12 protein-coding genes are annotated in these 12,860 nt (G+C 74.5%); 5 read left to right on the forward strand and 7 right to left on the reverse strand.

Annotated elements, in window-relative coordinates; genetic code table 11:
• Positions 1 to 26 precede the first annotated feature (26 nt).
• The 3 genes from ITJ55_RS13195 to ITJ55_RS13205 form a co-directional block, all read right to left on the reverse strand.
• Positions 27 to 479 (reverse strand): hypothetical protein, encoded by a 453-nt coding sequence (locus tag ITJ55_RS13195; protein ID WP_194595809.1) that lies wholly within the window; start codon positions 477 to 479, stop codon positions 27 to 29.
• A gap of 254 nt (positions 480 to 733) precedes the next feature.
• Positions 734 to 1,288 carry a TetR family transcriptional regulator gene (locus ITJ55_RS13200; RefSeq protein WP_194595810.1) on the reverse strand — a complete coding sequence of 185 codons (555 nt, stop codon included), beginning with the start codon at positions 1,286 to 1,288 and terminating at the stop codon, positions 734 to 736.
• Between the two features lie 2 nt (positions 1,289 to 1,290).
• Entirely contained in the window at positions 1,291 to 1,824 is a 534-nt protein-coding gene (locus ITJ55_RS13205) for a sugar O-acetyltransferase (protein WP_228498606.1), read from the reverse strand.
• A 157-nt stretch (positions 1,825 to 1,981) separates the two neighbouring features.
• On the opposite strand from ITJ55_RS13205, the gene ITJ55_RS13210 reads away from it, so the two are divergent.
• From ITJ55_RS13210 to ITJ55_RS13225, 4 genes are all read left to right on the forward strand, one after another.
• Positions 1,982 to 3,199: an MFS transporter gene (locus ITJ55_RS13210; protein WP_194595812.1), complete on the forward strand. Its 1,218-nt coding sequence runs from the start codon at positions 1,982 to 1,984 to the stop codon at positions 3,197 to 3,199.
• A 16-nt stretch (positions 3,200 to 3,215) separates the two neighbouring features.
• On the forward strand, positions 3,216 to 4,562 hold the full coding sequence (locus tag ITJ55_RS13215; protein ID WP_194595813.1) for an MFS transporter: 1,347 nt from the start codon (positions 3,216 to 3,218) through the stop codon (positions 4,560 to 4,562).
• Positions 4,563 to 4,682: 120 nt separating this feature from the next.
• Entirely contained in the window at positions 4,683 to 5,156 is a 474-nt protein-coding gene (locus tag ITJ55_RS13220; protein WP_194595814.1) for a BLUF domain-containing protein, read from the forward strand.
• Positions 5,157 to 5,234: 78 nt separating this feature from the next.
• Positions 5,235 to 7,559 carry an alpha-galactosidase gene (locus ITJ55_RS13225; protein WP_370544169.1) on the forward strand — a complete coding sequence of 775 codons (2,325 nt, stop codon included), beginning with the start codon at positions 5,235 to 5,237 and terminating at the stop codon, positions 7,557 to 7,559.
• Between the two features lie 231 nt (positions 7,560 to 7,790).
• Here ITJ55_RS13225 and ITJ55_RS13230 read toward each other — a convergent pair whose 3' ends face one another.
• The gene (locus tag ITJ55_RS13230) at positions 7,791 to 9,020 is read right to left on the reverse strand and encodes an ROK family transcriptional regulator (RefSeq protein ID WP_194595815.1); all 1,230 of its coding nucleotides are present in this window, start codon (positions 9,018 to 9,020) and stop codon (positions 7,791 to 7,793) included.
• 145 nt (positions 9,021 to 9,165) lie between these two features.
• On the opposite strand from ITJ55_RS13230, the gene ITJ55_RS13235 reads away from it, so the two are divergent.
• On the forward strand, positions 9,166 to 9,408 hold the full coding sequence (locus ITJ55_RS13235) for a hypothetical protein (RefSeq protein ID WP_194595816.1): 243 nt from the start codon (positions 9,166 to 9,168) through the stop codon (positions 9,406 to 9,408).
• 167 nt (positions 9,409 to 9,575) lie between these two features.
• On the opposite strand, the gene ITJ55_RS13240 is transcribed toward ITJ55_RS13235, so the two are convergent.
• From ITJ55_RS13240 to ITJ55_RS13250, 3 genes are all read right to left on the reverse strand, one after another.
• Complete coding sequence (locus ITJ55_RS13240; RefSeq protein WP_194595817.1) at positions 9,576 to 9,851, reverse strand: zinc-ribbon domain-containing protein; 276 nt, start codon at positions 9,849 to 9,851, stop codon at positions 9,576 to 9,578.
• A 204-nt stretch (positions 9,852 to 10,055) separates the two neighbouring features.
• On the reverse strand, positions 10,056 to 12,398 hold the full coding sequence (locus tag ITJ55_RS13245) for a heavy metal translocating P-type ATPase (protein WP_370544190.1): 2,343 nt from the start codon (positions 12,396 to 12,398) through the stop codon (positions 10,056 to 10,058).
• 140 nt (positions 12,399 to 12,538) lie between these two features.
• Positions 12,539 to 12,766 carry a heavy-metal-associated domain-containing protein gene (locus ITJ55_RS13250; protein ID WP_194595819.1) on the reverse strand — a complete coding sequence of 76 codons (228 nt, stop codon included), beginning with the start codon at positions 12,764 to 12,766 and terminating at the stop codon, positions 12,539 to 12,541.
• Positions 12,767 to 12,860 lie beyond the last annotated feature (94 nt).

A 12,860-nucleotide genomic window follows, 5' to 3' on the forward strand; every position in this document is an offset into this window, starting at 1 on the left:
GAAGCGGGGGCGGTGGGGCTGGGGACTCACGCGACCGGCGGGGTCGTCGCCGGGCCGAACGCCTTCACGAACGCGGCCCGCAGCACGGCCTTGAAGCCCGAGGGCAGGCGCGTGCGATGCAGCACGTCGGCTTCGACCACCAGCGCGAAGAAGGCTTCGCCCTCGACCAGCCACCACGACCGCACGGTGTCGGACGGGAAGACCGCCTCGCCGTCGGGCTCGTCGGGGCTCTCGACGATGACGCGGTCCTCGTAGAGGGCGACGGCACCGTGCTCACCGTTGATCGAGGCCGAGCACTCGAAGATCAGGTCGGGGTCGAGAGGGGGCGCGAAGTCGCCGAAGAACAGGTCGGCCGCAGGGGTGCGGGCCGCGTCACCGATCTGGCCGAAGTCGCTGGCGTCGTTGAAGTCGCCGAACGCGGCGTCGAGTTGCTCCGGCCGCCCGGGTACGCGGCGCGACTCGTCGCTCTCTGCGTCCACGGGGTACTCGACTCTCGTCCTGGTGCGGTGTGATCAGAACCGTGCGGTGTGATCAAGACCGCCGTGCAGCTGCTGCACCTGTTCCATTAGACCGCCTAGCTACCGGCCGGTGCACCTCGAGGGCCCCTCAGTTCGGTTTGTGGCCATGCGGCCGCGAGGCACGCAGGAGGCGCAGGTCGCGATACCGGCGCCCGTCCCGAGGAGGCGCGGGTCACGCCACGGCGCCCGTCACCAGGAGGCGCGGGTCGCGTCCGTCACGGGACGCGCGTGATGCGCTCGACGGCCTCGCGGGTCAGCGTCCGACTCGGCGGCGAGGGGTCGAGGGCGCGGTGGATCGACAGCCCCTCGATCAGTGCGTCGACCTGTCGGGCGGTGTCGGGGTCGAAATGGCGCTCGAGCTCGACCCGGCTGCGGCGCATCCACTCGCGGGTGATCTCGCGGAACCAGGGCTCGCGGGCGGCCAACGTGTAGAGCTCGTAGCTGAGCACCTGGTCGCGGACCGCGGCAGGGCCGGTGAGGTCGTCGTGGACCAACGCGACCACCGCCTCCTTGGCCTCGTCGCGGTTGGTGGCGGTGCCGAGCCGCGCCTCGAACCGCACGATGATCGTCTCGGCGAAGCGCGAGAAGGCCTCGTGCAGCAGCTCGTCCATGCCGTCGAAGTGGTAGGTCATCGAGCCGAGCGGCACGTCGGCGCGCGCCGCGATCTTGCGGTGCGAGGCGCCGGCCACGCCGACCTCGGCCACGACGTCGAGGGTCACGTCGATCAGGCGGTCGCGACGGTCGGGCTCGGTGCGTCGGGTGGTGCCCACGGCTAGAGGCTCCTCACCACTCGCGCCGGGTTGCCGACGGCGACGACGTTCGCCGGGACGTCCTTCGTCACCACCGCCCCCGCACCGACGACGCTGTTGTCGCCGATGGTCACGCCGGGCAGCACGATGACGCCGCCGCCGAGCCAGACGTTGTCGCCGATGGTGATGGGCTTCGCCGCCTCGAGCTTGTCGCGGCGGGGCTGCGGCTCGACCGGGTGGGTCGGCGTCAGCAGCTGCACGTTCGGGCCGATCTGGCAGTCGGCCCCGATGGTGATCGGCGCGACGTCGAGCGCGGTCAGCCCGTAGTTGACGAAGGTGCCGGCCCCGATCGTGACGAAGCTGCCGTAGTCGACGAACACGGGCGCCCGGACGTGCGCCGTCTCGTGCAGGCTGCCGAACAGCTCGCGGGCGACGGCCTGGGCGGCGTCGACGTCGTCGGCGTACGCCGCGGCGAAGCGGGCCTGCAGCGTGATCGCCCGTTGCTGCTGCACGGCGATGTCGGGATCGTCCGAGACGTAGAGGTCACCGGCGAGCATGCGCTCGTGGTTGGTGCGCGGGTCGCCGGCGAAGTGGTCGGGGGTGGCCTCGACCTCCGGTGAGGCGGACGAGGAGGCGCGGGTCACGTCGGTCTGGTCGGCTGCGGTCATGCACGACACCCTAGACGACGGGCGTACGAACGTACACACTGGACCCATGAGCACCCGCCCGCCGTTCAGCCCCGAGCTCGCCCGACGGCGGGCGGCGGTGTTCGTCTTCATGGCCGTCGTCGGCGTCTCGCTGGCCTCGTGGGTCGTGCGGACCCCCGCCATCCGCGACCTGCTGCAGGCGTCGACCGGCGAGATGGGCCTGGTCATCTTCGGCCTGTCGGTCGGCTCGATGGGCGGCATCCTGTCGTCGGCGCCGATCGTCCGCCGCCACGGCGCCCACCGCGCGGTCGCGATCGGCGGCACGTCGCTGATCGTCGGGGTCGCGCTCGTCGGCCTCGCGGCGTCGCTCTCGCTCACGCCCGGAGTCTTCGTCGGCCTGGCGTTGGTCGGGGCCGGCGTCGGGCTCGCCGAGATCGCCATCAACATCGAGGGCGCCGCCATCGAGACCGCGTCCGGGCGGTCGGTGCTGCCCGTGCTGCACGGCTGCTTCAGCCTCGGCACGGTCGCGGGCGCCGGCCTCGGCATCCTGCTCACGGCGACGCACGTGCCCGTCCAGTGGCACCTGCTCGGGGTCGCCCTCGCGGGCGGAGCCGCCCTGGCCTGGGCGGTGCCGGTCGTGCCGCGCTCGACGGGACGCTCCGACGCACCGGCCGAGCGCGCCTCCGGGGTGAGGGACCGCCTCGCCGGGTCGCTCGCGGCCTGGCGCGACCGCCGGCTCGTGCTGCTCGGCCTGATCGTGCTGGCGCTCGCCCTGGCCGAGGGCTCGGCCAACGACTGGCTGCCGCTGCTCTTCGTCGACGGGCACGGCGTCTCGCCGACGGCCGGCACGGTCGTCTTCACGGCGTTCGCGGCGGCGATGACGGTCGGGCGGTTCGCCGGCGAGCCCCTGCTCGCCCGGTTCGGCCACGCGACCGTGCTGCGGGCGAGCGCCCTGGTCTCGGCGGTCGGCATCGCCCTGGTGGTGTTCGCCGACTCGGTGGTCGTCGCGGGCGTCGCGGTCGTGCTCTGGGGGCTGGGCGCCGCCCTGGGGTTCCCGGTGACCGTCTCGGCCGCGGCCGACGGCGACGACCCGACGTCGGCGGTCGGAGCGGTCGCGACGATGGCCTACGTGGCGTTCTTGGTCGGGCCGCCGTTGCTCGGCTTCGTCGGCGAGCAGGTGGGACTGCGGAGCGCGATGATCGTCGTCCTGGTGGTCGTGGTGGGCGCCTCGCTCATCACGTCGGCGGCGCGGCCCCGCACGCGGTCCTCGGCCGCCCGGCCTTAGTGTACGTTCGTACACCATGACGTCACCGACGACCTCTCCCGCCGCCCCGGCCCGCACCGTGCCGACGCGCGAGGACCGCCGAGCCCGCCTCGGCGTCGCCCTGCTCTTCTTCACCAACGGCGCCCTGTTCGCGAACATCCTGCCGCGCTACCCCGCCATCAAGGACGGCCTCGACCTCTCGAACGCCGACTTCGGCCTCGCGGTCGCCGCGTTCCCCGTCGGCGCCCTCGTCGCCGGCCTCGGGGCCGGGTGGCTCATCCGACGGTTCCGGTCGTCGCGCGTCGCCGTGATCGGCACCGTGATCACCGGCGTCGCCGTGCTGCTGGCCGGCATCGCCCCCGTCGGCGGACTGCTCGCCGCGGGGTTCCTGCTCGCGGGGGCGATGGACGCCATCGTCGACGTCTCGCAGAACTCGCACGGGCTGCGGGTGCAGTACCGCTACCGCCGGTCGATCCTCAACTCGTTCCACGCGGTCTGGAGCATCGGCGCCGTCCTCGGCGGCCTCATGGGCGGCGCGGCGGCGGGCCTCGGCATCCCGGTCGCGTGGCACCTCGGGGCGTCGGCGGTCATCTTCGCGGTCGTCGCCATCGTGTCGTACCCGCTGCTGCTGGCCGGGCCCGAGCCGGTCGAGGGCTCGGCTGCGTCCGCGTCCGTCGACGGGACCGTCGCACCGAGTGCCGACGTGACGGCGGGCGTCGGGCCGGGCGCGGCACCCGTGGCGAGCGGCCCCGGGGACGCGACCCGCGCCTCCTCGGCTCGTGGCGGTCGCCCGGTCTCGGTCGGGTTCGTCGCCAAGTGGGGAGTGCTGCTCGCCCTCGTCGTCATCGCGTCGTCGGGCGCGGTCGTCGAGGACGCGGGCAGCACCTGGACCGCTCTCTACCTCGGCTCGCTCGGGGCCGGCGTGACCGTCGCCGCCCTCGGGTTCGTGTCGCTGCAGGGAGCCCAGTTCGTCGGGCGGCTGCTCGGCGACAGCATGGTCGACCGCTTCGGGCAGAAGGCCGTCGCCCGGGCCGGAGGCGTGTTCGTCGCCGTGGGCATGGGCGTCGCCCTGGCGTTCCCGTCGGTGGTCGGCACGATCGTCGGGTTCGCGGCGGCGGGGTTCGGCGTCGCGACGTTGATCCCGGCGGCGATGCACGCGGCGGACAACCTGCCCGGGTTCCGCGCCGGGACGGGGCTGACGCTGGTCAGCTGGTTGCTGCGGCTCGGCTTCTTGGCGTCGCCGCCGATCGTCGGGTTCGTCGCCGACTCGGTCGGGCTGCGGTTCGGACTGCTGCTGGTGCCCGTGGTCGGGGTGGCCGTCGTGCTGCTCGCCGGGGTGCTCGAGGGGCGCCGGGCGCGGGGGTCGGCGCCGCGCGGCAGCTGACCCGGCACGGGTCGGAGCGAGGTCGCACCACCCACGACCCGGGCACCCAGAACTGGGGAGTGCGGGGCGGCGGCCCCACGGGCAGACTCGGTCGAGCCCAGAGCCCGAGGAGGCCCGTCCGTGCTGTCCACCGTGTACGTCAGCCGATCGTCGTACCCGTTCACCGACGACGATCTCGCGAACCTGCTGATGACCAGTCGCGCCAACAACGCCCGCCTGGGCATCACCGGCATGCTGCTGCACCGCGAGGGCCGCTTCATCCAGGTGCTCGAGGGGCCAGAGGAGGCGGTGCGAGCGCGCCTCGCGGTCATCGCGCGCGACCCCCGGCACACGGGTGTCAACACGATCGTCGACGAGCACGTCCCGGATCGGCTGTTCCCCGCGTGGACGATGGGCTACCGGGCCGTCACCGACGACCTCGCCTCGTCGATCCCCGGCTACGCCGACGTCTTCGACGCCGCCACGGCGGAGATGGTCGACGGCACAGGCGGACTGTCGCCGTCGTCCGCCTACAAGGTCCGCACGCTGCTGCGGTGGTTCCGCGAGCAGCCGACGACGGTGACCGACGAGCTCTTCGCACCCCGCGCCTCCTGACCCCGGCGGGGTTGTGACGTCGGCTCGGCGTCGGGGATACTTCCAGGACGAAAGTATGTCTCGCCGTCTGGAGCCACCGTGTCGCACCCCACCCCGTCGTCCTCCGTCGCGCCCTCGGGCGCACCCTCAGGCCCACCGGACGCGTTCGTCCACCTGAGCAGCGCGGGCGTCAGCCTGCTGCTCGACGTGACCGCCGGGCGACTGCCCTCGGTCATGCACTGGGGTACCGCCCTCGGCCGGCCGGACGTCGACGACGTGCGGTCGCTCGCGGCCGCGGCCGTGCCGCCGTACGTCAACAACCTGATGGACGAACCCGTGCGCCTGGCGATCCTGCCCGAGCACCACGCGGGCTGGTCGGGCAAGCCGGGGGTCGGCGGCCACCGGTCCGACGGAGCCGACTGGTCGCCGCGGTTCACGGTGGACGCGCTCGACGTGACGGGCGGGGCCGAGACGACCTGCGCCTCCTCGGGCCCCGCGCTGATCGACGCGGGCGCCGCCCTCGTCACGGTCGGCGCGCGCGACGAGGTCGCCGGGCTCGCCCTCGTGCTCGAGGTCGAGCTCACCGAGAGCGGGCTCGTCCGGATGCGGGCCGAGCTGACGAACGTGGCCGGCCGGGCGGGCAACGCGTCGGCCCACACCGCCAGCGCGGCGGCCCACGCCGCGAGCGCGGCGGCCGACGTCTACACGGTGACCGACTTGCACCTGGCGCTGCCGGTGCCGCCGCGGGCGCGTGAGGTCCTCGACTTCGCCGGCCGCTGGGGCAAGGAGCGCACACCGCAACGCCGCGAGCTCGTCGTCGGCGTGCACGAGCGCGAGGGGCGCAAGGGCCGCACCGGCCCCGACGCCGCGACCGTGCTGAGCGTCGGCGTGCCGGGCTTCGGCTTCGGGGCGGGCTCTGGCGAGGTCTGGGGCCTGCACGTCGGCTTCAGCGGCGGCCACCGTCACTACGCCGAGCGGCTCTCGACCGGCACGCAGGTGCTCGGCGGCGGCGAACTGTTGCTGCCGGGTGAGGTGCGGCTCGAGGTCGGCGGGTCGTACCGCAGCCCGTGGGTGTACGCCTCGTACGGCGACGGCCTCGACGACCAGGCCCGACGGTTCCACCGCTGGCTGAGGTCGCGCGAGCAGCACCCGACCCGCCCGCGCCCGATGACGATCAACGTGTGGGAGGCCGTGTACTTCGACCACGACCTCGCCCGCCTGCGCGACCTCGCCGACCGGGCCGCCGCCCTCGGCGTCGAGCGGTACGTGCTCGACGACGGGTGGTTCCATGGCCGGCGCGACGACCACGCCGGCCTCGGCGACTGGGTGGTCGACGCCGAGGTCTGGCCCGACGGCCTGGCGCCGCTGATCGACCACGTCACCGGCCTCGGCATGGAGTTCGGCCTCTGGTTCGAGCCCGAGATGGTGAACGAGGACAGCGACCTGGCCCGCGCCCACCCCGAGTGGATCTTGCAGACCGGCGACCGCCTGCCCCCGCGGTCGCGAGACCAGCAGGTGCTCGACCTCGGCAACCCCGAGGCGTTCGCGCACGTGCTCGGGCAGATGACGGCGATCCTCTCCGAATACGACATCGCCTACCTCAAGTGGGACCACAACCGCGACCTGGTCGACGCCGGCACCTGGCCGACCGGCGCCGCGGGCGTCCACGAGCAGACCCTGGCGGCCTACCGGCTGATGGACGAGCTCAAGGCGCGGTTCGCCGGCCTCGAGATCGAGGCGTGCTCGTCCGGCGGCGCCCGCGTCGACCTGGGCGTGCTCGAACGGGCCGACCGGGTCTGGGTCAGCGACTGCATCGACCCGCTCGAGCGGCAGCAGATGAACCGGTGGACGATGCAGCTGCTGCCGCCCGAGCTGCTGGGCTCGCACGTCGCCTCGGGCGTCAGCCACATGACCGGCCGCTGGCACGAACTGTCGTTCCGGGCGGGCACGGCCCTGTTCGGCCACCTCGGCATCGAGTGGGACCTCGCCCGGGCCACCGACGCCGAGAACCGCGACCTCGCCGAGTGGATCGGCCTCTACAAGCGGCACCGCCACCTGATGCACACGGGCGACGTCGTGCGGGTCGACGAGGCCGACCCGTCGTTGCTCACCTACGGCACGGTCGCGGCCGACGCGAGCGAGGCGCTGTTCTTCCTCGCGTACGTCGGACGCTCGGACGTCGCGCCGCTCGGCCGCGTCCCCCTGCCCGGCCTCGACCCGTCACGGCGCTACCGGGTCGCGCCCGTGCTCGTCGGGTCGCCCGACCACGGCCTGACGCCGCCGCCGTGGTGGGGCACGGCGGACGCGGACGGCTCGTACCCGGGCGTCGTGCTCGACGGGCGCGCCCTCGCCGTGGTCGGACTGCAGGCGTCGGCGTCGTTCCCCGACCGGGTAGTGCTGCTGCGGGTCACCGCCGAGGGGTGAGGGGGCGCGGGGCGCGGGGCGCGGGGCGCGGGGCGCGGGGCGCGGGGCGCGGGGCGCGGGGCGATGAACCCCGAACGCGAAGACGAACCCTGATCAATCGGGGTTCGCCTTCGTGTTCGGGGTTCTCCGCGCGGCGAGCGCGGCGAGCGCGGCGGACGTGAGGCGCGGGGCCCGCAGGAGGCGCGGGTCGCGCTCCGAGGACGGCCGGCGCGGCGAGCGCGGCGGACGCTCTCAGCGACCGAGCGCGTGCATCTGGATCGCGACGGCGGCAGCGCCCCGGGCCCACTCGTCGAAGCGGAACCGCTGGACGACGAGTCGGGGCGCGGGCGTCGACCGGTGGGTGCTGCTCGCGATCGCGCGGTCGACCGCGGCGGCGGCGATCGTCGCGAGCCGCACGCCCTCACCCGACAGCAGGACCGCCTCGGGGTCGAGCACGTTGAGCACGCCGGCGATCAGCTGGCCCAGGACGTCGGCGGCGGCGTCGACGACGACCCGCGCCTCCTCGTGCCCGTCGGCGGCGAGGTCGAGCAGGTCGTCGTAGCCGACCGGGCGGCCGAGGGCCCGGGCGGCGGCAGCTTCGACGGCTGACACGGTGACGAAGGCTCCGGCGCAGTCGTGGTGGCCGAGGTCGCAGGTGGGAAGCGGCGCGACGGACGGGGCGACCGCCGGCACGACGACGCGCTGGTGGCCGATGCTGCCCGCCGACGAGTGCGCCCCGCCCAGCACCTCGCCCGCGGCGACGAGGCCGAGGCCGACTCCGGCGCCGATGGTGACGAGCGCGAACGAGCGCCGACCGCGGCCCTCGCCGAACCAGAGCTCGGCCTGGGTGAGCGCGCGCACGTCGTTCTCGACCCAGGTCGGCAGGCCGGTCGCGGCGGTCACCCGCTCGGCGAGCGGCACGTCGTCCCAGCCGAGGAAGGGCGCGTGCCGGACCACCGCCCGGTCGACGACCTGCCCGCCCACGGTGACCCCCAGCGCACGGATGCGGTCGTCCCGGTCGCGGGCACTGCTCACGACCCGGGCGATCTGGGCGACGACGGCGTCGGGTGACGGGTCAGGGAGGCGCTCGTCGCGTTCGGACAGCACCTCGCCCCGTTGGTCGGTGACGACGACGAAGAGGCGATCGTGGGTCAGCTTGACGCCCACGAAGTGGTGCGCGTCGGGGTCGAGGTCGAGCGGGATCGCCGGCCTCCCCGAACCCGAGGCGGCCTGGGCGGCACGCTCGACGAGCAGGCCGCTCTCGAGCAGAGGCTTGGTGATGCGCGTGAGGCTCGGGCCCGAGAGGCCGAGGCGCTCGGCGAGCTGCGTCCGGGGGCGGGGGCCGTGCACGAGGATCTCGAGCACCACGGCCTGCGCGCTGCCGGCCAGCGGGGCCCAGCCGTCGGCTCCGGGGCGGGGGTGCGAGTCGGCCGCTCCGACGGCGAAGGGCCGGGCGGCGCCGGTGTCGCGGGAGTCCGTCACGCGACGATCCTATGCAGCCGACCCGCGCCTCCTGATCCCGGCCCCGCGGCGCGGGCGGCGGGCCGTCGCCGCCCCGCGACGTACCCCGGCACCCGAAGTGGGGGACAACGAACCGCCACCCGATGGCCGAACATCAGGTGTGGCGATGCGGACGGACGACGAGGCGCTGCCCCCGTGCACCCTCTGCTCGGCACCGACCCGCCGCGAGCCGAACCCGTTCTACGGCACGGCCCTCTCGGTGCACCGTCACGTGCTCGTCTGCACGGCGTGTGCGACCGTCGGCTTCGCTCCGGCTCCGGACGACGACACCCCCGAGGAGGCGCGGCGCCGGACCCACCGCATCGGCCTGCGTGCCCGCGTGGCCGGCTGGTACCGCGCGCTGCCCTGACGGCGTCGTGGCGCCTCCCGTGCCCGCTGCGCCCCCACCCCGACCGCACCACGCCACGAAGTGGACACCGCACCACGACATGTCATGGCGCGGTGTCCACTTCGTGGCGTGGTGACCGGTCGCGGCGGCGGGGATCAGGAGGCGCCCGGTCGATCCGGCGTGCGGCCTCAGCCCTGCTGCTGCGGGCCGCCGCGGGTCGCCGCCGCGTGCTCGGCGTCGGCCTGGAACCGGCCCGCGGCCTCGGCGTCGAGCTCGGTGCCCGACCCGCAGTAGGCGCAGGTGTAGACGTGCTTCGTCGAGTACGGGATCACCGGGATGAAGAACAGCGTGAACCACCGACGGTGCTTGACCAGGCGCTGCGCGGCCTCGTTGCCGCAGACCCGGCAGACGAAGAAGAGGACGCCGAGCAGGGCACTCGTGCCCTTGGTGCCGAAGATGATCATGCGCCTCACCCTAGGCGGGCCCGGACGTCGTCGGGCATCCGCCTCCTGCTGTCCGTGAGAGCGCCGGGCGGCCCGTGGGCGTCGCACCGCGAGGTGAGCAACGCACCGCCGAATGAGGCGGTGCGACGTCCAGCCGGCGGTGCGACACGAGCCCGCTTGCGCCACACGCCGCCACACGCCGCCACACACGCAGCACGCGGCCGCTCAGCCGGCGCGGAACCTCCGCAGGCGCAGGCTGTTCGTCACGACGAACACAGACGACGCCGCCATCGCCGCGCCGGCCAGCACGGGGTTGAGCAGCCCGAGCATCGCCACCGGGATCGCCGCGACGTTGTACGCGAAGGCCCAGAACAGGTTGCCCTTGATGGTGCCGAGGGTCGCCCGCGACAGCCGGATCGCATCGGCCACGCCGGCCAGCTCGCCGCTGACGACGGTGAGGTCGCCCGCCGCGATCGCCGCGTCCGTGCCGGTGCCCAGGGCGATGCCGAGGTCGGCCGTGGCGAGTGCGGCCGCGTCGTTGACGCCGTCGCCGACCATCGCGACGACGTGACCGTCCGCCTGCAACCGGGCCACCGCCTCCACCTTCTGCTGCGGGGTGGCTCGGGCGACGACGTCGGCGGCGTCGATGCCGACCTGCCGCGCGACGTGTCGGGCCGCGCCCTCGTTGTCGCCGGTCAGCAGCACCGGCGTCAGGCCGAGGCGGCGGAAGCGCTCGACGGCGTCGCGCGCACCCGGCTTGACGGTGTCGGCGACCGTGACGACTCCGCGCACGACGCCGTCCCAGGCGACGGCGACGGGGGTCGCCCCGGTCGCCTCGGCCGCGGCGAACGCCGCCTCGAGCTCAGGAGGCGCGGTGACCGACCACTCGTCGGCCAGCCACCCGGGGCGGCCCACCAGCACGAGCGTGCCGTCGACCAGGGCCTGCACGCCGGCCCCGGCGTGCGCGGCGAACTGCTCGGCGGGTGGGACGCGGAGGCCACGGCGGGCTGCCTCGGCCTCGACGGCGCGGGCGACGGGGTGCTCCGATCCGGACTCGACGGCGGCGGCCCGGGCCAGGACGTCGTCGACACCGGCCTCGCCCACGACCACCTCGCGCACGCCCATGCGCCCGGTCGTGACCGTGCCGGTCTTGTCGAGGACGATCGTGTCGGCCGTCCGGGTGCGCTCGAGCACCTGCGGCCCGCGGATCACGATGCCGAGCTGTGAGCCGCGGCCCGTGCCGACCAGCAGGGCGGTCGGCGTCGCGAGCCCCAGCGCGCACGGGCAGGCGATGATCAGCGTGGCGACGGCGGCGGTGAACGCGGTCTGCAGCGACCCCGTGAAGAACCCGCCGGCCCCGCCGACCAGCCCGCCGAACGCCAGCCAGCCCACGAAGGTCAGCACGGCCAGCCCGATGACGACCGGCACGAAGACGGCCGACACCCGGTCGGCGAGCCGTTGCACCTCGGCCTTGCCGCTCTGGGCCTCTTCGACGAGGCGGCCCAGGCGGGCGAGCTCGGTGTCGGCGCCGACGCGGGTGATCTCGACGAGCAGGCGCCCGCCGACGTTGAGCGTGGCCCCGACGACGCGGTCGCCCGGGCCGACCTCGACGGGCACGGACTCGCCGGTGAGCATGCTCAGGTCGACGGCCGAGGTGCCCTCGCGCACGAGGGCGTCGCTGGCGATCGACTCTCCGGGACGGACGACCACGAGGTCGCCGGGCACCAGGCTCGCGGTGGCGACCCGCGCCTCCTGACCGTCGCGCAGCACGGTGGCCTCCTTCGCGCCGAGCTCGAGGAGGGCGCGCAGGGCCTCGCCCGAGCGGCGCTTGGCGCGGGCCTCGAGCCAGCGCCCGAGCAAGATGAACACCGTCACCGCCGAGGCGACCTCGAGGTAGATCTCGGTCGGGCCGCCGTGCGTCGCGACCAGGCTGAACGACATGTGCATGCCGGGTCGACCGGCGTCGCCGAAGAAGAGCGCCCAGAGAGACCAGGCGAATGCGGCGATCACGCCCACGCTGACGAGGGTGTCCATGGTGGCGGCTCCGTGCCGCGCGTTCACGGCGGCGGCGCGGTGGAACGGCCAGGCCCCCCAGACGGCGACCGGCGCGGCCAGGGTCAGCGCGAGCCACTGCCAGTTCGTGAACTGCAGCGCCGGCACCATCGAGAGCACGACGACCGGCAGCGCCAGGGCGGCGCTGACCAGGGTGCGGTGCCGCAGCGCGTCGACCTCTGCGGACCGGGCGTCGGGGGCGTCGCCGTCCGCGCCGGACGTGCCGTCGGACGCGCCGTCGGACGCGCCGGGCGAGGACGCAGGAGGCGCGGGCACGGTGGCCCCGTAGCCCGCCGCGGCCACCGTGGCGATGAGCGCCTCGACGTCGGGCACCCCGGGGCCGCCGTCGCGTGCCTCGTCGGCCGCACCGGCCACGACCCGCACGTGCGCCTTCTCGGTCGCGTAGTTCACCGACGCCTCGACGCCGGGCAGCTTGTTGAGCTTGCGCTCGATGCGGTTCGCGCAGGAGGCACAGGTCATGCCGCTGATGTCGAGCTGCACGGCGTCCGGCTGCACGGCGCCCGGCTGCACGGTGCCCGACGGCACGGTGCCCGACGGCACGGTGCCCGACGGCACGGCGTCGCGCTTCGTGGTGTCGAGCGGCGCGGTGGCCCGCGGGACGCTCTCGCCCGGCCGACCCGCGCCTCCTGCGGTGGTCATCGTGCGGACAGCTGGTAGCCGGCCTCTTCGACGGCGGCCCGCAGCTGGTCGTGCTCGACGGTGGCGTCGGCCGTGACCGAGACGGTCGACGCGCCTCCCGGGTTCAGATCGACCTCGACCGAGTCGACGCCGTCGACCTCGGAGAGCTCTTCGGTGACGCTGGCGACGCAGTGCTCGCAGGTCATGCCGTCGACCTGCAGGGTGGTGATGGTGGAGTCGGTCATGCGCGGTCCTCTCGATCGGCCCTCAGGTTATACCCCCTAGGGGTATCACGGCCAGGGGCTCGGCCGGTTGTCCCCCACCTCCGAGAAGCCTCCG

Origin of the sequence: Frigoribacterium sp. VKM Ac-1396, assembly GCF_015350895.1 — a bacterium.
GTDB lineage: Bacteria > Actinomycetota > Actinomycetes > Actinomycetales > Microbacteriaceae > Frigoribacterium.

What these genes read in the sequence shown, in the direction of transcription:
- ITJ55_RS13205 (WP_228498606.1), bottom strand. Translation starts at nt 1,824, where the DNA reads ATGCTCGCCGGTGACCTCTACGTCTCGGACGATCCCGACATCGCCGTG.
- ITJ55_RS13210 (WP_194595812.1), top strand. Translation starts at nt 1,982, where the DNA reads ATGAGCACCCGCCCGCCGTTCAGCCCCGAGCTCGCCCGACGGCGGGCG.
- ITJ55_RS13215 (WP_194595813.1), top strand. Translation starts at nt 3,216, where the DNA reads ATGACGTCACCGACGACCTCTCCCGCCGCCCCGGCCCGCACCGTGCCG.
- ITJ55_RS13235 (WP_194595816.1), top strand. Translation starts at nt 9,166, where the DNA reads ATGCGGACGGACGACGAGGCGCTGCCCCCGTGCACCCTCTGCTCGGCA.
- ITJ55_RS13240 (WP_194595817.1), bottom strand. Translation starts at nt 9,851, where the DNA reads ATGATCATCTTCGGCACCAAGGGCACGAGTGCCCTGCTCGGCGTCCTC.
- ITJ55_RS13250 (WP_194595819.1), bottom strand. Translation starts at nt 12,766, where the DNA reads ATGACCGACTCCACCATCACCACCCTGCAGGTCGACGGCATGACCTGC.